At 48.4% G+C, this 23255-nt stretch carries 19 protein-coding genes and 1 pseudogene; 18 read left to right on the top strand and 2 right to left on the bottom strand.

Annotated features, from left to right (window positions below):
• Positions 1-231: 231 nt before the first annotated feature.
• The 10 genes from rimP to ACXLDX_RS12275 all read left to right on the top strand — a co-directional run bounded on the left by rimP (position 232) and on the right by ACXLDX_RS12275 (position 11097).
• The gene (rimP, locus tag ACXLDX_RS12320) at positions 232-690 is read left to right on the top strand and encodes a ribosome maturation factor RimP (RefSeq protein WP_457577484.1); all 459 of its coding nucleotides are present in this window, start codon (positions 232-234) and stop codon (positions 688-690) included.
• A gap of 290 nt (positions 691-980) precedes the next feature.
• Entirely contained in the window at positions 981-2363 is a 1383-nt protein-coding gene (gene nusA / locus ACXLDX_RS12315) for a transcription termination factor NusA (protein ID WP_457577483.1), read from the top strand.
• Positions 2364-2389: 26 nt separating this feature from the next.
• On the top strand, positions 2390-2599 hold the full coding sequence (locus ACXLDX_RS12310; protein ID WP_457577482.1) for a YlxR family protein: 210 nt from the start codon (positions 2390-2392) through the stop codon (positions 2597-2599).
• 96 nt (positions 2600-2695) lie between these two features.
• A complete protein-coding gene (gene infB / locus ACXLDX_RS12305; protein ID WP_457577481.1) occupies positions 2696-5446 on the top strand; it encodes a translation initiation factor IF-2 in 2751 nt (916 codons plus the stop codon).
• A 189-nt stretch (positions 5447-5635) separates the two neighbouring features.
• Positions 5636-6064 carry a 30S ribosome-binding factor RbfA gene (gene rbfA, locus ACXLDX_RS12300; protein ID WP_457577480.1) on the top strand — a complete coding sequence of 143 codons (429 nt, stop codon included), beginning with the start codon at positions 5636-5638 and terminating at the stop codon, positions 6062-6064.
• Complete coding sequence (locus ACXLDX_RS12295; protein WP_457577479.1) at positions 6036-7046, top strand: DHH family phosphoesterase; 1011 nt, start codon at positions 6036-6038, stop codon at positions 7044-7046. The genes rbfA and ACXLDX_RS12295 overlap by 29 nt, the downstream gene beginning before the upstream one ends.
• On the top strand, positions 7033-7815 hold the full coding sequence (gene truB, locus ACXLDX_RS12290; protein ID WP_457577478.1) for a tRNA pseudouridine(55) synthase TruB: 783 nt from the start codon (positions 7033-7035) through the stop codon (positions 7813-7815). The genes ACXLDX_RS12295 and truB overlap by 14 nt, the downstream gene beginning before the upstream one ends.
• A gap of 226 nt (positions 7816-8041) precedes the next feature.
• Positions 8042-8311, top strand: a complete 270-nt coding sequence (gene rpsO / locus ACXLDX_RS12285; protein WP_457577477.1) for a 30S ribosomal protein S15 — start codon at positions 8042-8044, stop codon at positions 8309-8311.
• Positions 8312-8591: 280 nt separating this feature from the next.
• Complete coding sequence (locus ACXLDX_RS12280) at positions 8592-8852, top strand: response regulator (protein ID WP_457577476.1); 261 nt, start codon at positions 8592-8594, stop codon at positions 8850-8852.
• A 28-nt stretch (positions 8853-8880) separates the two neighbouring features.
• Positions 8881-11097 carry a response regulator gene (locus ACXLDX_RS12275; RefSeq protein WP_457577475.1) on the top strand — a complete coding sequence of 739 codons (2217 nt, stop codon included), beginning with the start codon at positions 8881-8883 and terminating at the stop codon, positions 11095-11097.
• A 183-nt stretch (positions 11098-11280) separates the two neighbouring features.
• Here ACXLDX_RS12275 and ACXLDX_RS12270 read toward each other — a convergent pair whose 3' ends face one another.
• Together ACXLDX_RS12270 and ACXLDX_RS12265 are read right to left on the bottom strand one after the other, a co-directional pair.
• Entirely contained in the window at positions 11281-13110 is a 1830-nt protein-coding gene (locus ACXLDX_RS12270; protein WP_457577474.1) for an ATP-binding cassette domain-containing protein, read from the bottom strand.
• Between the two features lies 1 nt (position 13111).
• Positions 13112-14443 (bottom strand): sigma-54-dependent transcriptional regulator, encoded by a 1332-nt coding sequence (locus ACXLDX_RS12265; RefSeq protein WP_457577473.1) that lies wholly within the window; start codon positions 14441-14443, stop codon positions 13112-13114.
• Positions 14444-14743: 300 nt separating this feature from the next.
• Between ACXLDX_RS12265 and tkt the strand changes: the two genes are divergently transcribed.
• The 8 genes and pseudogenes from tkt to ACXLDX_RS12225 form a co-directional block, all read left to right on the top strand.
• Complete coding sequence (gene tkt, locus ACXLDX_RS12260; protein WP_457577472.1) at positions 14744-16732, top strand: transketolase; 1989 nt, start codon at positions 14744-14746, stop codon at positions 16730-16732.
• 91 nt (positions 16733-16823) lie between these two features.
• Positions 16824-17825, top strand: coding sequence for a type I glyceraldehyde-3-phosphate dehydrogenase (gene gap / locus ACXLDX_RS12255; RefSeq protein ID WP_457577471.1), 1002 nt, complete (start codon positions 16824-16826; stop codon positions 17823-17825).
• Between the two features lie 14 nt (positions 17826-17839).
• Positions 17840-19183 carry an ATP-dependent 6-phosphofructokinase gene (locus ACXLDX_RS12250; RefSeq protein WP_457577470.1) on the top strand — a complete coding sequence of 448 codons (1344 nt, stop codon included), beginning with the start codon at positions 17840-17842 and terminating at the stop codon, positions 19181-19183.
• Positions 19184-19199: 16 nt separating this feature from the next.
• Positions 19200-20639, top strand: a complete 1440-nt coding sequence (gene pyk, locus ACXLDX_RS12245) for a pyruvate kinase (RefSeq protein WP_457577469.1) — start codon at positions 19200-19202, stop codon at positions 20637-20639.
• Between the two features lie 77 nt (positions 20640-20716).
• Positions 20717-20845: a phosphoglycerate kinase gene (gene pgk, locus ACXLDX_RS12240; protein ID WP_457577485.1), complete on the top strand. Its 129-nt coding sequence runs from the start codon at positions 20717-20719 to the stop codon at positions 20843-20845.
• Positions 20835-21056, top strand: a pseudogene (pgk, locus tag ACXLDX_RS12235) (phosphoglycerate kinase); the annotation flags it as partial. The gene pgk (ACXLDX_RS12240) and the pseudogene pgk (ACXLDX_RS12235), both read left to right, overlap by 11 nt.
• A 294-nt stretch (positions 21057-21350) precedes the next feature.
• A complete protein-coding gene (locus ACXLDX_RS12230) occupies positions 21351-22313 on the top strand; it encodes a sugar-binding transcriptional regulator (protein ID WP_457577468.1) in 963 nt (320 codons plus the stop codon).
• Between the two features lie 49 nt (positions 22314-22362).
• A partial coding sequence (locus ACXLDX_RS12225; protein WP_457577467.1) for a transaldolase occupies positions 22363-23255 on the top strand: 893 nt, incomplete at its 3' end.

Raw genomic sequence — 23255 nt, 5'->3', positions numbered from 1 at the left:
GGACTTCTTGGGCTTGACAACAGCCGGCTGTTATGATAATGTTGCACAGTTCAACTGTCCGGTATGGTGCTGGAAGTTGAAGTTATACCTTCCGTAATGTTTCTTCAGTTGCGGCAAGGCTTTTTTTTGGAAGTGGGCATTGCCCGCTTTTTTTTATGTCCGGATTCTGACTTCTGAGGGAATGGAACTGCAGATCCTGCTGTCGTGGTACATCGTTGTAGAAATAGTGAAATGTCTGAATATATACTGGAAACCATAGAAGTATTTTTGAGGCAGCTGTTGCCGTCGATGGAATTGGAGCTTTTTGATATTCAGTTTCGAAGAGAAGGTCACGGGTGGGTTTTGAGGGTGTTTATTGATGCAGACAGGGGGGTGACACTCGAAGACTGCAGTAAAGTCAGTCGCGAGTTGAGTCATTACCTGGATATTGAAGACTTTATCGACCATGCGTATCATCTGGAGGTGTCTTCGCCCGGACTTGAGAGACCCCTGCGCTCAGTTACTGATTTTGCCCGTTTTTTAGGGAAGACTGCCAGGGTGAAGCTGTCGGAAAAAAGAGATGGACAAAAGATTTTTGAAGGGATTATTGAGGAAGTTGACGGCAGTGATATCCTGCTGAAACTGGAAGATCAATCCAGCGTGAAATTTTCTTTTGCAGTGGTCAACAAGGCCAGATTGACTATTTCCTGAATCCGTGAGCTGATGGATCGCAGGGGGCAAGTGATTTGTCAAGCAGACTCGATTGTGAATTATATGATTGAACTTCAAGGTTTTGTTAAAAAAACATATCACGAAATTGTAACGAATTCAATCGGATAAGTGTCAGTTGGTGTCTGTCAATAGATGAGCAGATTCATTCAAAATCAAGGACTGCGATAAAAATAAGCGCAGGCATATGTCAGGGAACAGATAAAAATTTCCCTGGTAACAGGATATTCTCCATGGATTGGAGCTGAAAGTAATAATGATGGGGTAAGGAAATGCTATCGGATTTAAAACGCATCATCGACCAGATCTGCAGAGATCGTGGTTTCGACAAGGCATTGCTGATAGAAGCGATCGAGGAGGCCGTGCGTTCGGCTGCCCGGAAGAAGCTCGGCAGTCGCAGGGATATAGAGGTGCGCTACAATGAAGAATATGGTGAAGTCGAGATATTTCAATTCAGGATTGTAGTGGAAGAACCGGAAGATGAACAGATGGAGATCTCTCTGGAAGAGGCCCTGAAACTTGACCCTGAAGTTCAGCTTGGTGATGAGCTTGGTGAAAAAATGGAGGATATTACCGATCTGGGCCGGATTGCGGCGCAATCGGCCAAACAGGTCATTATCCATAAAATGAAAGACGCCGAACGGGAAGTCATTTATGAGATGTTCAAGGACAGGGTCGGCGAGGTTGTCAGTGGGATTGTTCAGCGTTTTGAGCGCGGCAATATGATTGTCAATCTTGGACGAACTGATGCGATTCTTCCCAAGGATCAGCAGATCCCTAAACGTTCCTTCAAACAGGGGGATCGTATACGGGCCTATCTGAAAGAGGTGCGTCAGACCGCCAGGGATTCTCAGCTTATCCTTTCCAGAACCTGCGATGAGTTTCTTGAGAAATTGTTTCAGATGGAAGTCCCGGAAATGGCTGAAGGTATTGTTCGGGTCATGGGCGTCAGCCGAGAGCCGGGCTTCCGTGCTAAGATTGCGGTCAGTTCGTCGGAGAGTGATGTCGATCCGGTTGGCGCCTGTGTCGGAATGAAGGGCTCAAGGGTACAGAATGTTGTGCAGGAACTTCAGGGGGAACGGATAGATATTGTCACCTGGAGCCCTGATTCGGCTAAATACGTTTATAATGCACTGGCTCCAGCCCATGTCAGTATGGTAAGGGTTGATGAAGAAGCCAAATCTCTTCTGGTTGTTGTTCCGAATGATCAGCTTTCTCTGGCAATCGGCAGGCAGGGGCAGAATGTCAGACTGGCTTCGAGGTTGCTCGGGTGGCGTATTGATGTGAAAAGTGAACAACGGTATGCAAATCTTGAAAATGAGGGATATCAGTCTCTACTTGCTCTGGAGGGAGTTGATGAGTCTCTCGCCGATCAGCTTTTTGCAAAAGGTATTTCCTCAACATCTGTTCTGGCGGAAAAGAGTGTTGAAGACCTCACTGTTCTGCGTGCAATTGATGATGAATTCGCCCGGGATCTGATTGACGCTGCGAAAGCCAATCCATTTGATGGTGAACCGAAAGAGGGAAAAACAGGAATGGAAGACAGTGGATCAGGAAATGAAGATCATTCTGAGCCGGAATTGTCCCGGGACGAGGAAGGAGAGGAAAACCGGCAGCAGGTGGATGAATCCGAAAAAGGTGACAGCGGCAGTTGAAAGATAAACATGAACAGGTTAACAGGATGATTTGCGGACCTGTCAGAACATGCATTTCATGTGGAAGCAAGAAGAATAAGGACAGGTTGTTCAGGTTTGTCTGGCGGGACAGTGGTATAGTGGCGGATCAGCGGCAGGTGCTGCCTGGGCGGGGAGCATATTGCTGCACCAATGAAAAGTGTGTTGAGCTGCTGTATAAACGAAAAAAAAAATGGAAAAGATTGTTTCGTCTTTGAGAAAATAGAATTAATAATAGCTTGTCGGTAAGGGTGGTGCGGGCGACGTAGGTCTTGGCGAGTGAAAATTGTTGCGGTGTAATACGGGAGTGAAGGATGAGCAGGATTAGGGTTTATGAGCTGGCGAAAGAAGCCGGCATGAGCAGTAAGGTGTTGGCCGATAAATTGCTGGAACTCGGGTACGATATTAAGGGCCATAGCTCTACGGTTGATGACGAAACCGCTGAAAAGATCCGGAATACTATTCTGAAATCGACCGATACGGAACTGGTTGAAAAAAGGATCAGTGAAAGCGGTAAGTCAACAGTGATCAGGAGAAGAGCAACGGTTATTCGCAGGAGGCCGAAAGCTGTGCCGAAGGTCGAAGAGCCTGTGGTCGAGAAGGAAAAAGAAATTGTCCCGGAGAGTCCTGTACAATCGGATGACACATCCGGAGAAGATATTGAGACGGCTGCAGAAAAAAAAGAAACTGTCGTTGACGTCGCATCCCCTGAGAAGGAAACAGTACCTGAAGAGGTTCCGGACGAAAAACAGGATAAACCTGAACCGGTTGCAGCAGAGAAAACAGCTGACAGCAAAGAATCAGTAAAAGAAAAGGATGTTTCAGAAGAGCAATATTCTGAGATTGATACTCCCCAATCTTCGGAATCTGAAGAAAAAGAAGCAGTAGAAGCTGTTTCAGGTAAAAAAGCTCCTGCAGCAAAAAGCAAGGTTGAGAAAAAACAGCCGGTTCGCAAAAATGTGGCACGAGTCGTTGGTACAATAGAATTACCGAAAGAGGAAACCCAGCCTTCCCGTCCCCGCAGGAAAGGCGGGAAACCTGCCTCCCAGAGGAGGGCCAGACCGACACCTGCGGCAATGGCTCCCGTTGCTGATCGCGATGATGGTGGTCGTGGCAGAAAGAAAGGGAAAAAGGGTGCGTCCCATGATGGTAAGGGAGATGACTACCGCAGTCGGGGCGGTAAAAAAGGTAAGAAAGGTCTTAAATTCACCCATTTTGCCAATGATTACCAGGCGAGAGGTGGCAAGCGTGGAAGAAAGGGTGGCAGGAAAGCACCCAAGCCGGTGGCTCCTCCCTCCGAGATGAAGGCCAGCAAGAAACGGTTCAAGGTATATGATTCCATCAGTGTCGGTGATCTGGCTCAGCGTATGAAAGTAAAAGCCAGCGACGTTATTGCAAAACTGATGGGACTCGGAGTTATGGCAACCATTAACCAGTCCGTGGACGTGGAAACCGCGATCATTCTGGCCGCTGATTTCGGATATGATGTTGAGCAGGGTATTACGGAAGAAATCGGGATCCAGATGCTGAACGAATCCGAATCAGGTGGAGAGAAGGAACCACGTTCTCCTGTTGTTACTGTTATGGGCCATGTTGATCATGGTAAGACTTCGATTCTGGATGCTATCAGAAAAACTGATGTGGCGGAAGGCGAGGCAGGTGGAATTACCCAGCATATTGGTGCTTACCATGTCCGTTCAAACTATGGAGACGTGACTTTTGTCGATACACCGGGTCATGCGGCTTTTACCGAGATGCGTTCACGGGGAGCACAGGTCACGGATATTGTTATCCTGGTAGTGGCGGCGGATGACGGTGTCATGGACCAGACCCGTGAGGCGATCAGCCACTCGCAGGCCGCAGGTGTTCCGATCATTGTGGCCGTGAACAAGATTGATAAGGACAATGCCGATGTCGACAGGGTCAAGCGTGAGCTTGCCGAACTTGACCTTTCCCCTGAAGATTGGGGTGGAGAAACCATGTATTGTGAGACATCAGCTAAGAAAAATATAGGTATTGATGAGCTGATGGAGCTGATTCAGCTGCAGGCTGAAATGCTTGAGTTGAAAGCGGACAGAAAACGTAAAGCCCGTGGACGTGTTATTGAAGCGCAGTTGCATAAGGGTCGCGGCCCTGTTGCCACTGTGCTTGTTCAGGATGGAACTCTGCATACCGGGGACCATTTTGTTGTTGGTCAATTCAGTGGAAAAGTTCGGGCCATGCTGGATTTCAAAGGCCAGAAAATTGAGGAGGCGGGGCCGTCGATCCCGGTAGAAGTACAGGGTGTTTCAGGCGTTCCAAGCGCCGGAGACGAGTTCATAGTTGTCACTGATGAAAAAATGGCCAGAAGCGTGTCCCAGAAAAGAGCCTTGAAGGCAAGGGAATCAGAACTTGGGGCGAATACAAAAATTTCCCTCGATAAACTGTTTGAACAGATGCGTGAGGGTGAGGTTCAGGAGCTGCGTGTTGTCCTCAGGTCCGATGTCCAGGGTACTCTGGAGGCTTTTGCCAAGGCGGCGGAAGAGCTTTCCACGGATGAAATAAAAGTCAAGGTGCTCCATGAAGGAACAGGTACCATCACCGAATCGGATATCCTGCTTGCCTCAGCCTCGGATGCTATCATTATCGGTTTTAATGTGAGGCCAAGTGTCAAGGTGAAGGAGCTTGCCCAGAAAGAATCAGTTGATGTCCGTTCCTACGATGTTATTTACCATGCCCTTGATGATATCAAAAAAGCCATGGTAGGTATGCTTGAGCCGACGTTTAAAGAAGATGTTATCGGTCTTGCGGAGGTGCGTGAAACCTTCCATGTTCCCAAGGTTGGGACAATTGCCGGTTGCGCTGTGGTGGATGGAAAAATCCAGAGAAATGCCGGTGTGCGTGTCCTGCGCGATGGAGTAGTTATTTATACCGGCAAGATTGAATCTTTGAGACGATTCAAGGATGATGTAAAAGAGGTGGTTTCCGGGTACGAATGTGGTATTGGGGTTGAGAAATTCAACGATATCAAGGTCGGTGACAGCCTTGAAGCGTATGTTATGACCGAAGTTGAGGCAACCCTGTAGGTAACTGGTCACAGGGGTAGCAACTCCATGATCCGGCCATTTATGCCCAGTGCGTACAAAAAGCCAATGAAAATCTAAACTGCGGCGAGAAAACTCTCTGCCGGGGATAAAATTTTTCGGGCAACGCAGATAGCGGGCAAAAAGACCATTTATGGACAGGATTAGATAAATAGAAGGAAAAAAGAGATAGTGACGACCTGGGATCCGAAACAGACATTAGATTCCATCGGGCTCGGCAGGAGGCCTGAAAGGAAACGCTCAGCGAGGGTTGCAGATGCGATTCGTGTTGAGCTTGCCACCCTGCTGGTGAGCAAGGTAAGAGATCCGAAATTGCAGGGAATAACCATTTCCCGGGTTGAGGTTACCGATGATTTGAGTATTGCCAGAATATTTTTTACTGTTATTGATCATGAAATAAACAGAAAAGGTATAAAACTGGCACAAAAAGGGTTGCGTCGCGCCAACGGGTTCATGAGGAGTCATATTGCCAGAACTCTGAACCTGCGTTTCACTCCAGCCCTGCAGTTTCATTATGATGATACAGCGGAGAAGGTTGAAGAGCTGGAATCCATATTTCAGGAAATAGCCGATGAAAGAAAGGTCCGTGACAGTTCCTGACGCAGTTGTTCAGGCTCTTAAGGGGGCGGGCAATATTGTTCTGTTCACCCATGTTCACCCGGACGGTGATGCGCTTGGTTCACTTTTCGCACTGGCTGATCTGTTACTGGTGTCGGGGAAGAAGGTGTTTTGTTTCCTTGAAGAGCCCGTATCCCATCTATACGATTTTCTCCCTGGCTGTGAACTGGCAAACTGTTCCCTTGACGATCTGGAGAGTTTTGTGAATGAAGCTTCGACAGATTTGATGGCTCTTGCGCTTGATTGCGGGGATGCTGACCGACTTGGAATATATAGGGAAAAATTTCTGAACATCAGTCCCTTTGCCGTTATTGATCATCATCTTTCTCACCGGGACTTCGGTACTGTGCGCTGGGTGGAATCATCACGCTCCTCGACCGGGGAAATGGTTTACGAACTGGCTCTGGCCCTGGGATTGGAGATAACTTACGGAGCAGCCTATAATCTTTATGTGGCAATCTGTACCGATACAGGTTCTTTCCGCTATGACTGTACCGGGTCCAGAACTCTGCATATTGCTGCTGAACTGGTTGAAAAAGGAGTACGCCCTGAAGAAGTCGGTCGGCATCTCTTTGATAATTACAGCAAGGAGAGGCTCAAACTCATGGAATTTGTTCTGGCCACCATGACCCTTTATGAGTCTGATCAGGTTGCATTCATTCATGTGACCCGGCAGATGCTCAGGAAAAGTGGCGCCACGATGCAGGACGTGGAAGGATTTATAGATTATCCACGCTCCCTGAGAACAGTAAAGATCGCCGTGTTTTTGAAAGAGGGCAAAAACGGACAGGTTTCCGTCAGTATGCGTGCAAAGGGAGAATGCGATGTGGCAGCCATTGCCAGAGGCTTTGATGGCGGTGGCCACAGGAATGCGGCAGGGTTCAGGTTGTCGGACACCTCAATTGAGACTGTTCGTCAGCAGGTGCAGGAGAAGGTGAGCAGGGTGCTGCATGGGCAACAATAAAATTGAAGTGACAGCACCGCAGGCAGGAGTTTTTCTGGTGGATAAACCTGAGGGTCTGACCTCTTTCGCCGTTGTTGCCAGGATAAGGCGTATTCTCGGTATGAAAAAGGTTGGGCACGCGGGTACGCTTGATCCTTTTGCCACCGGGTTGCTCGTTGTCTGTGCCGGCAGACCTGCAACAAAGATGATCCCAATGTTTATGGAGGGAGAGAAAGAGTACTTTGCAACTCTGCGTCTTGGTGTAGAAACTGAAACATTTGATACGGAAGGAAAAGTAACAAAGAGAACAGAAGTCGGTATCTTGAATGCTTCTGATATTGAGGCTTCTCTGCAACGGTTCATGGGCGTGCAGATGCAGACTCCCCCTGCGTATTCGGCCCTGAAACATAAGGGGAAACCACTCTATTACTATGCCCGTCGAGGGATTGAGGTTAAAAAAGAGCCCAGAGAGATTACTGTTTCAATTCTTGAGCGCATTGGCGAGGATGAGGATCTGACAGGAAGCGAAATGGATCTGCGGATTCGGGTTGTCTGCAGCAAGGGCACCTATATCCGTAGCCTGGCCGTTGATATTGGTAGAGATCTGGGATGTGGTGCCCATCTTGTGCAATTGCGTCGCGTCAGGAGTGGGTGCTTTTCAGTTGAAGGCAGCCTTACGCCTGAAGATCTGACTGCAGATGATGCTCGAAAGCGGTTTTACAGGAAGATGTTATCTCTTGAAGAGGTGTCTAAACTATTGCAATATTCAAATGATTTGGATACTGTGTAAAAAGTATCTGGAAGGCTGTCGGAATACGCCACCTAATCCGGCCGGCCGTTGTTGTACTCCCTGTTTCGACACAAAGTGCAGGACAGGGATTATGTTGTCAAAGGCGGATTTTGAATTGTCTGAACATCTGGAAATCTGATCCGCAGTACAGAGGTGAACAGGATTTAGGTCTAATGTCTAATCTTATACATGTATATGTTTATTATACTGTTTCAGGAGGAGTATCGTGGCACAGTCAGCAGTAAGAAAAAATGAAATAATCGAAAAATTTAAAACCCATGAATCCGATACTGGTTCCTCGGAGGTGCAGATTGCGCTTCTTACGGATCGCATCAAGTACCTGACCGAGCATTTCAAAGTTCATAAGAAGGACCATCATTCACGGCAGGGACTGCTTAAACTTGTTGGTCAGCGTCGCAGCCTTCTGGACTATCTGAAAAAGAAAGATGTGAACAAGTACAGAATGATCCTGAAGGAACTTGATTTACGTAAATAAGTTATCTGCCGACATTATAGAACTGGTCGGTTTCGGCTCAATGCCGACTGATACCTCAAGCGGCTCAAGAGTTGTGAGTTGCTTGGGGTTTTTATTGTTTAATGGTAATTACTCACAGGTACCCCAGCTTTTCACGGTCTCTTTTGTACGCATAGTAGGCTATAGCGAACAAAAGAGCCTGCAAAAATCTGCAGCACCTGTGAGTAGTTACTAAGAAACTTTATTACCTTAATTCAGGACACTTTTGCATAGCAATTCTTTTCTGAGAAATCTCCTCTCCATGAGCGAGCGAAATATTAAAACTAAAATCGTCGTCGAAGATGATACCGCCCATGAATTACTCCTTCGAATGTATATTGGAGAAGAGAGGTATAAGATACAGGAGGCTGACAGTGGATGTTCAACGCAGCATCTGACAGAAAACCATCCGGATTTTCGAATCGTCATTTCAGATCTTGAAATGCCGGAATCAGGCGACTTCGACTTGTTCAGGACTATTCGGGACAGGTTTGAGAAAATCTCACGATCTCAGTGTTTTTAAGAACCTTGCTACACATGGAATACATCTAATGCCCCGTCCCTCCGAAGCTATTTGCAAAAAACAGGTCGACCTTCTCTATCGACAGCTTCCCGCCTCACTTCTGACTACGGCGATTCTTTCAATTTGTATGTTCTTTCTTCTCCGTAATTTTCCCGATCAGAAGGCATTGCTCGGCTGGCTGTCACTCATGATGTCGGTTCTGCTGTATCGAACCTGTATCTTTATTTTCCACACCAAAATCAATAAAACCCGCCCCATTTCAAATAGTCGGGCAGAACTCCTGTTTAATATCGGTGCTGCCCTGACCGGAATAACCTGGGGTCTGCTCGCCTGCTGGATCTATCCCATGACGGTAAACGCCGGATCACGGCAACTCATTTTGATTGTCCTCGTCGGTATAGCCGGTGGCTCCACTGCTACCCTTTCTTACCAGAAGCTTCCAGTGACTCTGTTTGTTGTCCTGACTCTCCAGCCCTTTACTTTTGGACTCTACAAAACCCCCGACAGCCAGAATGTCGCGATAGGAATTGCACTGATTATATACACCCTCTTTCTTTTAAAATCAGCACGAACATTACAACAAAATTATGAGCAACTTCTGCTCCTGGAAGAGAAGGCTGTCACAAGAGAAAAAGTGTTGCGAAAATCGCAACAACAGGCCGAGGAGGCCAGCCGATCGAAGTCAAATTTCCTGGCCAATATGAGCCATGAGATTCGAACGCCCATGAATGCGATTATCGGCATGACCCGGCTGGTGCAGGAAACCGAGTTAGATCCTGTGCAGAAGAAGTACGTAGGCAGGATCGAAACCTCCTCCACTATGCTGCTGGGTCTGCTCAACGACATCCTCGACTTTTCCAAGATAGAAGCTGGCCAGCTTTTGCTGGAAGAGCAGCCCTTTCTCCTTGAAACACTGCTTGATAATGTCTATTCCACCATGATCGATCTAGCCAGGGATAAAAAACTGACTCTGGTCATTCGTCGGGATGGGAATGTGCCCGAGGCCATTATAGGTGATGCTGTGCGATTGGGTCAGGTCCTGGTCAATCTGATTGGCAACGCTATCAAATTTACCGACCAGGGCAGGATCAGCGTTCATGTTTCTTTTGACGGGACCAGATCAACAGAGAAAAAAAAGATTCTTTGCTTTGCTGTCAAAGATACCGGAATTGGTATCCCTGTAGATAAGCAACAACATCTTTTTGGGAGTTTTCAACAGGCAGACAGCTCTATCTCCAGACGTTATGGAGGCACCGGCCTGGGCCTGGCCATTTCCCGGCAACTGGTGCAGCTCATGGGTGGTGAGTGTGTCCTGACCAGCACCGAGGGGCTTGGTTCCACTTTCTCATTTACCATACCCCTGGTCTCCTGCGATAAGGAGAGAGTGCGGCAGGCCTGTCAGCTTAGCGGAGGCAGACGAAACAGAATCACCGGCCTTGCAGTTCTGCTGGTGGAAGACAATGAAACCAACCGCGAGCTGGCCACTATTATTCTTGAATCATCAGGGCAGGAGGTGCGAGCGGCGGAAAATGGCCTGCAGGCACTGAAACTGCTCAGTACATATCGATTTGATGTTATCCTTATGGATGTGCAGATGCCGGAGATGGACGGACTGACAACCACCCGAATTATTCGAGCGATGGAAGAAAACCGTCCAGTAAAATCACAGTTATCGACGCAACTGCTGACTCTGTTAAAAAAACGGCTTACCGGGGAACATATACCGATCATTGCTATGACCGCCCACGCCATGGACAGTGACCGAACCAGATGTCTGAAGGCGGGTATGGACGAATACCTCACCAAGCCCTTTCAGCCTGAGCAGGTAATGGAACTCCTGCAGAAATTCAGTGCAGAAAAGATAGACTGTCAGTCCACCTCCAATGAACCGACCTCTCAGACTGTCGAACATTCAGAGGCGAAGGAAAATCTCCGTAAACGTGTCCAGACACATTTAAGTAAAACCTACAAGCTTCAACCCGATCAGATCGATCAATTACTGGTCACCTCGGCCCGGAGCATGTCCGAGCATCTGAACAAAGCTCTGGCGGCATCAAACGCAGAAGACGACGAACTGTTATGCGCGACGGTTCACGGGCTCAAAGGCAATCTGCTCAACCTGGGACTGCAGAAACATGCACAAACTGCAGTAATGGCAGAACAACGGGCCAGAGCCGGTGAGATCAGTTCCTGTCACCGGCTGCTTATTTCTTTACAGAAATCTCTTGTCGAGTTGTTGGATTAAGAAAAAACGAATATGGGTAATGGCTGGCAGGCGCCCCTGCTTTTCACATTCTCTTTTGCCTGCTTAGGTTGGCTGCAGCAAACAACAAAGCCTGTAAAAATCCAGCGGCATCTGTGAACATTTTTTATTTCTCCATGACGCAGATCAGATGAAAACGCTGTTTTTCAAGATGACCAACAAAATTTATTCACTGCTCAGGGGCAGGGTAATAATAAATTCACACCCTCCTTCACGCCGGTTCCTTACCTCGAGAGAGCCGTTGTATTTCTTGATAATACCGTAACTGACCGACAATCCCAGGCCCATATTTTTCCCGGTATCATTTTTTGAAGAGAAAAAAGGCAGGAAGATATCATCAGGATTCCGTATCAGAATGCCGGGCCCGGTATCAGAAAAGGTGATCCGCGCGAAATCACTGCCGTCCCGGTCGACAGTCATGGTTTTTACTGAAATTTTTCCTTCACTGTTCAAGGCCTCAAGGCTGTTTTTCAGAATATTGAGAACGACCTGCTTCAATTCGTTTTTATTGGCATTAATCCTTATATCCCGGCCGAACGGTTCAAAACTCAAATCAATCTGCTTATTTCTGGCATTGGGTCGGATCAGGGTGAGAATTTTGGCAATAAGATCATTTATCTCAATTTCTTCACTTCTGGTCCGCCTGTTATCGGAAAAAGAATGAAGATTACTGACAATGGCCGCAATGGAAGAAATCTCTTCATGGATATTGGCGATAGCCTCCCGAATTTCAGGCTCCCTGAATTTATATTTTATATAACTCAAATAATTAAATATTATCTCGAGAGGATTGTTTATTTCGTGGGCCACCCCCGCGGCAAGAAGTCCCACGGAGGCAAGTTTTTCGGAAAAGATAAACTGCTTCTGCAACTGATCATATTCCGTCACATCCTCAATAATAATGATATTGCCGATACCAAACGTACCGTCATAAATTGGAAACGTTTTAATATTTGTAACACCCTGGGTACGATTCAGAATCATTGGCACCTGGTAAAAAGCCTTCTCCTCCTTTGTGGCAAAGGCCTGAAGAATCAGCTTCAGGACCTTTCTGTTTGCCTGGGAGAAAAGCTTCTCAAGGGGGGCGTTAATGTGTGAGCGTCCCTTCAGGTTAAAATATTGTTTGCAGTGATCGTTCACCAGTTTGATCCGATGATCCGAATCCGTGACAATAAGATTGACCGGCAAGTTTCTCAGAATCGCTTCGTTATATTTCAGCAGATTATAGAATTCCTTGTTTAATCCCTCTACGGAAGACTCCCCGTCAATCTGGGTATAAGCCATCTTGATCAGATTAATTTTGTTGATGTTTTTTACATAGTCGGTCAACAGTACCTGGCCGTTTTTCAGAATTGAAATCCTGTCAGCCAGATTATAGATATCATCAAGGCGGTGAGTGATAAAGAGAATGGACATGCCTTTTTTCTTCATATCGAAAAGAATCCTTACAACCTTCTCCAGATCATCCACCGACAGCCTCTCAAGGGCTTCATCCAGGATCAGAAGTTTAGGTTTTTTATGGATATTCTTAAGAATATCCACAAGAGTCTGTTCCGACATATTCAGATTTTTCAGGGGAAGGGATGGATCAATATCAAAACCGTAATCTTCCATGAGCCTGGCCGCCTCCCGGTGCACACGTTTTTTGCTGTGCCAGATAAATCTGTTGATGCTTTTTGCCGGGAAAAACAGGTTTTCAGCCACGGTAAAATGCTGGTTAAGAAAAACCTGCTGGTAAACCATGCCGATACCCAGTTTGATTGCCAGCTTGAGAGACAACTGACTGTAGGTGGTATCTTCAAAAACGATCTTCCCCACCACCGGTTTCAGCATCCCGCTGATAACCTGGCCCATTGACGATTTTCCGGCACCATGTTCCCCGACAATGGCATGAATTTCGGAATAACCGATCGAAAGATTGATATTTCTCAGGGCATGAACCCGACCATATTCCAGGGAAAGGTTGCTCAGTCGCAGGAGTTTTTGGTTTTCCATTTCATGCAGAGATGCCATATTTACTTAATTTGTTGTAAAGTGTCTTTCTGCTCATCTTCAGAAGTTCAGCCGTTTTTTTCTTGTTATTCCCAGTTTTTTTCAGCATTTTCACCAGCAGATCCCTCTCCATTTCCTCTCGTATGTTCAATGAAATTTCCGGTTCATCGAAATTCATAAAATCAGGAGGAAGATCATCGACTCCGATCGTATCTGTAGAAGAAATGGCCGAGGCGTAGTTAATAACATTCTTCAACTCTCTGACATTCCCCGGCCAGTCATACCGCATCAGTCTTTCCATGACTGAATCGGAAACTTCTCTGGATATCATACCGTTTTCACTTGCATAGTTATCAAGAAATGTCTTGACAAGCAGGGGGATATCATCCTTGCGATCACGAAGAGGAGGAACATTGACAATGGCGGTGTTGAGACGATAATAGAGGTCCTGCCTGAAAGAACCCTCACGGATCAGCTCCATTAAATTTTTGTTGGTGGCGGCAATAAACCGGACATCAACAAGGATGGTACGATTTCCCCCGAGCCTGCGAATCTCGTTATTCTGCAGAGTCCGCAATATTTTTGCCTGGATCGTAACGGGCATATCACCAATTTCATCAAGAAAAAGAGAACTGCCGTCCGCCCTTTCAAAAACACCCTTGAACTCCGAATCCGCACCGGAAAAGGCCCCTTTTTCATGACCGAAAAGCTCATTTTCCAGCAGGGATTCAGCAAAGGATGCGCAGTTGATTTTCAGCATCCTGGTGATATTTCTTGGAGAAGCGGCATGAATATAATCGGCAATCAGTTCTTTGCCGGTACCGTTTTCGCCGGTGATGAGAACCGGCAGGTTGGTCACTGCCAGTTTTTTAACCCGGTTAAACATCTCAAGGACCAGCTCATTCCGGCTGACAAATCTGGGCGCGAGTTCACCAAGTTGACCCCGGAGCTGTCTGTTTTCCTCTTTCAGCATGCAGAGGTTAACAGCATTATCAACAATGTTCAGCAGCTTTTCAAAATCCAGCGGTTTCTGTACATAATCAAAGGCGCCGAGTTTTATGGACTCCACCGCCGTGGAAATGGATGCATGGCCGGTAATCATAATAACCGGAACCTTACTGTTGATCCGCTTGAAGTCCTGGAGCAGGACAAGACCGTCCTCATTCCCAAGCATGATATCAAGAAGCACGGCATGAATAGTTTTCCGTGAAAAAAGATCAACCGCGGCCCTGCTGTTAACCGCATAACATGCCTTATATCCCCGCTGTTGAAAATTCCGGACAAAACTCATGCAAAGCTTTTCCCTGTCATCAACTATCAGAAGAGTTCCCTTCATCTTGTTTCCTTTTTATACGATACAGCAAAAGTATTTGTGTATTTTTTCTACACTTCTTATAACATTTTTCTTTCTGTTCCTGCCAAACTTTTTTTGATTCCCAAACATAATCGAACATATGCCCTTCGCGCGAACATATGCCTTGACTTTCTCTGCGGGCTCTGCTACTCAATTATCTGAGCATTTGCTCATCAAAAAGGCATATGCCTGATACAGAATAATGTGGTTAATTCGAATTTTCGTTCCAGGCCAAGCGAACTTATATACTTCACAATCAACTACTGTAGCGGAGATAAAAAAATGGCTTCACAAAAACAACTGGCCAACGCCCTCAGAGTATTATCCGTCGATTCCATAGAACGGGCCGGCTCAGGCCATCCCGGAGCACCCATGGGTATGGCGGATATTGCCGAAGTGCTCTGGAATCGTCATCTTAAACATAACCCGGCCAATCCCTCGTGGAGCAATCGGGACCGGTTTATCCTTTCAAACGGCCATGCTTCAATGCTGCTTTATTCCCTTCTCCACCTGAGTGGTTATGACCTCTCAATTAACGACCTGAAAAATTTTCGCAGGCTCCGCTCAAAGACTCCGGGACATCCTGAACACGGTTACACTCCGGGTGTTGAAACAACCAGCGGACCTCTGGGCCAGGGTATTGCCAACGGAGTGGGCATGGCACTCGCGGAACGGACCCTCGCCGCCCAGTTCAACAGACCGGGACATGAAATTGTTGATCATTTCACCTATGTCTTCATGGGAGATGGATGCATGATGGAAGGTGTTTCCGCTGAGGCCTGTTCTCTTGCCGGAACACTGAAACTGGGAAAACTCATCGTTTTCTGGGATGACAACAGAATCAGTATTGACGACCATACAGATGGCTGGTTCACAGAAGATGTCGCGACCCGGTTTTCCGCCTGCGGCTGGCAGGTAATCAGGGACATTGACGGTCATGACCCGGAAATAATTGACAGCGCAATTCGAAAGGCAAAAAACAGTTCTGATAAACCGACACTTATCTGCTGCAGAACAACAATAGGTTCCGGCTCTCCCGCTCTGGCCGGCAGTCATCTCTGCCATGGTGCGCCACTGGGCCCCGAAGAAAGAGAAGCCACCTGCAGGAACCTTGGATGGACCTCCCCCCCTTTTGAAATTCCGGAAGAAATCTATTCCGCTTGGGATTGCAGGGACAGGGGTGCCATTGCGGAGCAATTATGGCAGGAAAAATTCAACGCCTACAACAGCAGCCACCCGGAACTGGCAACGGAATACCTCCGCCGTATTTCCGGTGAACTTCCAGTCGACTGGGATTCACTTTCCAGCAAATTTATCAAAGCAACAAGCGATAAAAGACTATCACTTGCCAGCCGAGCAGCTTCCCGGGAAACCCTGGAAGGATTCGGGCCCCTCCTCCCCGAACTCTTTGGGGGGTCCGCTGACCTCACCCCTTCCAATCTTACATCCTGGTCAGGATCATCCTGTGTAAACAATGGTAATATCGCAGGAAATTACCTGTCCTACGGTGTCCGAGAATTCGGCATGGCTGCCATTATGAACGGTATGGCCCTGCACGGCGGTTTCATCCCCTATGGGGGCACCTTCCTGATGTTTTCGGACTACGCCCGTAACGCGCTGCGAATGGCCGCCCTCATGAAACTCCGTTCCATTTATGTTTTTACCCATGACTCCATCGGCCTGGGCGAAGACGGCCCCACACATCAGCCCATTGAGCAGCTGCCCTCCCTGCGCATGATCCCCAACATGGACTGCTGGCGCCCCTGTGACGGTGTGGAAACTGCAGCCGCCTGGAAAGCAGCCATTGAAAAAAAAGATGGACCAACCAGTCTGATCCTCTCCCGCCAGACCCTGGAACACCATGACCGGAATGAAACACAGATGGAGAATATCAGTCGTGGCGGCTATATCCTTCTCGACTGCGAAAGCCCCCCCGAAGTGATTCTTCTGGCGACAGGTTCCGAAGTTTCCCTGGCGATGGAGGCGGCAAAAATCTGCCCCAGGAATCTTCGTGTTGTTTCCATGGTCTGCACCACACTTTTTGACCGTCAGGATCTCGCATACAGGGAAGCTGTCCTTCCCTCTGCTGTCACAGCAAGAGTGGCAGTCGAGGCGGCAGTTCCTGACGGCTGGTTCAGATATGTCGGCCTGCGGGGCAAGGTGATCGGCATCAACAGGTTTGGTGAATCCGCACCGGCTCAACAGCTTTTTGAACAAAACGGGTTTACGGTACCTGCCATTCTCGCCGCCATTGAAGATGTGGTCGCCTGACGGTTGCCAAGCAAAAAAAATGCAGCTCCATCGGGCCAAATTACAACCTGAATCCTGCACTTCAGGTACAAATTAAAAAAAAGGAATAACAATGACTATCAAAGTTGGAATTAACGGTTTTGGCCGTATCGGCCGCATGGTATTTCGAGCAGTTGCCAAAGACTTCAAAAACATTGAGGTTGTTGCGATCAATGATCTACTGGATAATGACTACCTGGCCTATATGCTTCAGTACGACTCTGTCCATGGCCGTTTCCAGGGGGACATTTCCGTTTCCGGAGACACCATGCTGTACAATGGCCGAAAAATCCACCTTACCGCGGAACGTGATCCCGCCGAATTGTCCTGGGGGGAGGCCGGGGTTGATGTGGTTCTTGAATGCACGGGTTTCTTCCTGACCGCAGAAGACTGCACAAGGCATCTCCAGGCCGGGGCAGGAAAAATAATCATGTCCGCGCCATCCAAGGACGGAACCCCCATGTTTGTCTATGGTGTAAACCATAACTCCTACACAGGTGAAGCAATCGTTTCCGCCGCATCCTGTACCACCAACTGCCTGGCCCCCATCGCCAAGGTTCTCCATGACAAATGGGGCCTCAAGCGGGGACTGATGACCACAGTCCACGCCGCCACCGCCACCCAGAAAACCGTTGACTCACCTTCACTGAAAGACTGGCGGGGCGGACGAGGAATTCTTGAAAACATAATCCCCTCCTCCACCGGTGCCGCAAAGGCCGTGGGCGTTGTCCTGCCGGAACTGAACGGTAAATTGACCGGCATGGCCTTCCGGGTTCCCACCTCTGATGTTTCAGTTGTTGATCTGACCTGCGAGCTGGAAAGGGAGGCAACGTATAACGAAATCTGCAATGCCATGAAAGAGGCAGCCCGGGACAATGAACTGGGCCGGACCCTTGGTTATACCGACGAAAACGTGGTTTCCACCGATTTTCGTGGTGCAGGACTCTCCTCCATCTTTGATGCCGGGGCCTCCATCGCTCTGGATGCAACTTTTGTCAAACTTGTATCCTGGTATGACAATGAATATGGATATACCTGCAACATGCTCCGCCTTCTCGAGCACATAGCCCCATAAAAGGAGTCGATAAAATGACAGGATCCCGGTCAGATGGAAGTCAGGTATCATTTACTATTGATTCTCTTGGGGCTGCGACCGTCTCTTCGCCCAAACTTCAACACGAAAACACGACGAACAGGACTCATTTTATCTCCGATAATGAACGGATCCTGCTTGACCAGAGGCTGAACAGTGTTGCAGAAGATATCAGAAATGACAGAAAACCGTTGAATCTTGAGCCCGCCGGACCTCGGGAAAAAATATATTTTGACCCCAGCAAACTCCGCTGTGCAATTGTCACCTGCGGCGGACTCTGCCCCGGGCTCAACGGCATCATCCAAACCATCGTTGACGAGCTCTACCACGGATACAATGTCAAAAAGATATATGGCATCCGTTATGGTCTTAGAAGTTTTGTCCCGGAATGCGGCCACGATATCATGGAACTCAATCCGGCACGGGTTTCCAATATAACCGCCCGGGGGGGCAGCATCCTGGGAACCTCCCGCGGAGCCAGAGATATGGAAACCATCATTGATTCCCTGGAACGAATGAATATCAGTGTACTTTTTATCATCGGTGGAGACGGTACCCTGGTGGCGGCAATGAAACTCACCAGCGCCATCAGAGCAAGAGGGATAAAAATCGGCGTTATCGGTATTCCCAAAACCATCGACAATGATATCTACCTGTTGGACAGATCATTCGGCTTTGACACGGCAGTGGAACTGGCAAGTCAGGCAGTCTGGTCCGCCTATAATGAAGCGGTGGGACACTTCAACGGCATCGGCATCGTAAAACTGATGGGCCGTTATTCCGGCTTTATTGCCGCAACCGTTGCCCTGGCTGTACCAATTGCCGATTTCGTCCTGATTCCTGAGATCAAATTCAACCTGCATGGTCCCGGTGGACTACTCAGTAAACTGAAACGAAAACTGGCAACACGAAACCATGCCGTCATTATTGTAGCAGAAGGTGCAGGTCAGGATCTCTTCTCCACCCGGACAACTGACCATGATCGTTCAGGTAATATCCGTTTCCAGGACATCGGTCAATACCTGAAAAAAGTCACCAGAAAGTATTTTCAGGACAATGAAATAGACGTGACAATCAAGTATATTGATCCCAGCTATATCATCCGCAGCCTGCCGGCCAATGCCAACGACCGCGTTTTCTGTAATTTTTTAGGTCTCAACGCAGTCCACGCGGCCATGGCAGGGAAGACAAATCTGTTCATAGGCCATCTCAACAACCAGTTTGTCCATGTTCCCCTCGACCGTTCTGCGGGAAAACGAAAAAAAGTGGCCCTTGAAGGCCGACTCTGGCAGAGTGTTCTTTCCGCCACCGGCCAGGGCGAACTGACAGACACTAACTGAACAAAGGATACATACAATGTTGCGCAGAACAAAAATTGTAGCCACGCTCGGCCCATCAACGGTGGACCTGGACATTCTTGGTGATCTTATACGGACCGGCGCCGATGTGGTCCGGCTCAATCTCTCCCACGGCAGCCATGAAGATCACCGTACCATGGCTGAAAATGTACGGGATCTGGCAAATCAGCTGGGCAGACCGGTTGGAATCCTGGTGGATCTACAGGGCCCAAAAATCAGGATTGGTTGTTTTGAAAACGGTCCAATACAGCTGCGAAAAAACGATTCTTTTATTCTTGATACCGCCTGTCACCTGAAAAACGGTACCCCGGAAAGGGTCGGCCTCACTTTCCCCGGCCTCATTGATGATGTGACGGCCGGGGATATTCTCGTCCTCAATGATGGTGCCATTGTGCTTCGCGTAGAGAAAATCAGAAAAAACGCCATCCACTGCCGGGTCAGGAGCGGTGGAACTCTGTCTGACAACAAGGGCATCAACAAACTCGGCGGAGGTCTTTCCGCTCCCGCTCTCACCGACAAGGACAGGGAGGACATCGGCTTTGCCGCCTCAATCAGCGCGGACTACCTGGCCGTCTCCTTTGTCCGGAACGCTGACGATATCCACACCGCCAGAAAACTTCTTATCCAGGCGGGAGGACATGCGGGAATAGTCGCTAAAATTGAACGGGCGGAAGCTATGGCCTGCATCGGAGAAATTATCAAGGCCTCCCAAGCTATCATGATCGCCCGGGGGGATCTTGGTGTGGAAATCGGCGATGCCGAACTGCCCGCCGTACAGAAACAACTCATCAGGCAGGCACAGTCAATGAACAAGGTGGTCATAACGGCCACCCAGATGATGGAATCGATGATCACAAACCCCATTCCCACACGGGCGGAAGTATTTGATGTTGCCAACGCGGTCATTGATGGTACCGACGCGGTAATGCTGTCCGCCGAAACAGCCGCAGGACAGTACCCGGTAAACGCCGTCAGGGCCATGGACAGGATCTGCAGGGAGGCGGAAAAACAGGATATTGTACGGGAATCCTCCCATCGCATGGACTCCGTTTTCGGTCGTATTGATGAAGCCATTGCCATGGCCGCCATGTACACGGCAAATCATCTGGGGGTAGCAGCTATCGCCGCCCTCACTGAATCGGGCTCAACACCGAAATGGATGTCCTGCATCAATTCATCCATTCCCATTATGGCTATAACCAATCACAATGCTACAAAAGGAAAAGTGACACTGTTCCGGGGAGTCTATCCCCTGGACGTTGAAACAGCGGACCTGGACAGCATAACTGCAGACCATAAGATCATAGCCGAAATGCTTAAACAAAACCTTATTGCCCCTGGAGATACGGTTATTATCACCCGCGGTGATCGTAATTATATCACAGGTGGAACCAACAGCATGAAAATAATCACCGCGGGGAAATGTCCCTCTCCCTGAACTCCGGGACAAAGTAATCAGGAGATTGTCCAACGACTCACAGGTGGGAGCCCAGAAACAATGTATGAAAAAAATCAATTGAAGATATTCAGGTAAACGGGAAAAAGGTTCTGCTTCGCTGTGATTTCAACGTGCCTTTAAAAAAAGGACAAATAACGGATGACAGCCGACTGCGGGGAGCACTGCCCACAATAGGGTGTTTTTGAATTTGAACAGTTCTCAAAAGGGACTCTCGGTGTGGCCGAAACCCTGGCTGATCTGGATGCAACAACCATTGTGGGTGGTGGTGACAGTGCGGCCGCGGTGAATCTCCTCGGTTACGCACACAAAATGTCCCATATCTCCACCGGCGGCGGTGCATCCCTGCAGTTTATGGAAGGCAGGGCACTCCCCGGAATTGAAGCATGTGACGACAGGGAAGATATTAAACCTGAATCCGTGACTGATTCAGCTATAACGGAAATAAATGAAACAAATAACTGTTGACTTCCAATTTTCGTTTTTGTAGGTCAGTACCCTATATATTACAGCAAAAGAATAAAATCAGGATCAGGACACACTTTTCAATATCGCCATCGAACGGTCACAAATTCAGGCTTGCCGTGAAAAATCAGAAAAAGTGTGCATAATTGACAACGTAATTGATCACAGGGGTAGCAACTTTGTGATTTTACTACCTCTGAACTGTAATTGCTCACAGGGTATACATTTATGACCAACACCAGTTCCCGACTCGACGATGCCGCCAGAGCCGCCTGGCTTTATTATATCGGCGGAAACACCCAGGAAGAAATTGCTGGAAAAATGAATATCTCCAGACAATCCGTACAACGCCTTGTCTCTCTGGCGATTTCAGAACGACTGGTCAAGGTCCGACTTGACCACCCCATTGCCGACTGCATGGAACTGGCCTCCCGCCTACGGAGGGAGCATGCTCTTGACTATACCGAGGTGATGCCCGGCGACCCCGGTTCTGACGGTGCCGCAACCGGAATTGCCCAGGCAGGGGCGGCTGCATTAGAACGATATCTCCGCTCAAAGAAACCGAAAATCATTGCACTGGGGACAGGCCGCGCCCTGAAAACGATTATTGACCAGCTGGTTTCCATTGACTGCGCCCGGCATAAGATCGTCTCGCTGTCCGGAAATATTGTACCGGATGGTTCCGTATCCTTTTATAATGTCATTTTCAACATCGCCGACACGGTAACCGCCCGCTGTTTTCCAATGTCATTACCTATTATTGCCACTTCAAGAAAAGAGCGGGATCTGCTCCATAACCAGGTGATGATCAAAAAGACGCTTAAACTCGCGGCCAGGGCTGATGTAGCCTTTGTGGGCATAGGTGATCTTGGTCCGGAAGCTCCCCTTTATGTGGATGGCTTTATTTCAAAAAGAGAACTTGAAAAACTGCAGAAGGCCGGCGCTGTCGGCGATATTGCCGGCTGGGCCTTTGACAGGAACGGAGAATTGATTGAAGGTATCATCAATCATCGGGTAGCGAGTGCCCCTATCCCGCCAAGGGAAAAATGCAGGGTCATCGCCCTGGCAAGCGGCACACGAAAAATAGAGGCCATCAAGGCCGCCTTGAAAGGCAACCTTATCAATGGCCTGATTACGGATGAAAATACGGCAAAAACTCTTCTTCAGCACAAGGAAACAAGCGAAAAATAAAAACAGCAAAAAATCACAGTCCCCCACTACCAACAAGGAGTAACTCATTATGGCTGAAAATCTACTTGACCAGTTAAAAAAAATGACCGTTGTCGTCGCCGACACCGGTGACCTGCAGGCAATCGGCACCTATACCCCGCGGGATGCAACCACCAACCCTTCCCTTATCACTGCAGCGGCTAAAATGGAACAATACCAGGATATAGTGGACGACACCCTGAAACAAGCCAGGGAATCAGTGGGCAAAGACGGCTCACCGGCCGAAGTGGCCAACCTCGCCTTCAGTCGGCTGGCCGTGGCATTCGGCCTCAAGATTCTCGATATTATTCCCGGACGCGTTTCGACGGAAGTTGATGCCCGCCTCTCCTACGACACGGAGAGCACCATCACCAAGAGCCGTGAGATCATCAGCCAGTATGAGGCCAAAGGTATTTCGAAAGAAAGAATTCTCATCAAAATTGCCGCCACCTGGGAAGGAATCAGAGCTGCTGAAATACTGGAAAAAGAAGGAATCCACTGCAACCTGACCCTGCTCTTCGGACTCCATCAGGCTATTGCCTGTGCCGAAGCCGGTGTCACCCTGATTTCCCCCTTTGTCGGTCGTATTCTCGACTGGTATAAAAAAGACACGGGAAGAGATTCATATCCGCCCAGTGAAGACCCCGGTGTTGTTTCCGTTACATCCATTTATAATTACTACAAGAAATTCGGCTATACAACGGAGGTAATGGGTGCCAGTTTCAGAAATATCGACGAAATAACGGAACTGGCCGGTGTTGACCTGCTCACCATTTCTCCCGGCCTGCTCGAAGAGCTGCATAACACCCAAAAGGATCTTCCCCGTAAGCTCGACCCGGCCAAAGCTGCCGAAATGGAAATAGAGAAAATTCCCATGGATCAGGAAACCTTTGAACGTATGCACAGGGAAAACAGCATGGCAGA

Source organism: Desulfomarina sp., from assembly GCF_054039375.1.
This window is presented reverse-complemented; position numbering and strand designations above follow the sequence as displayed.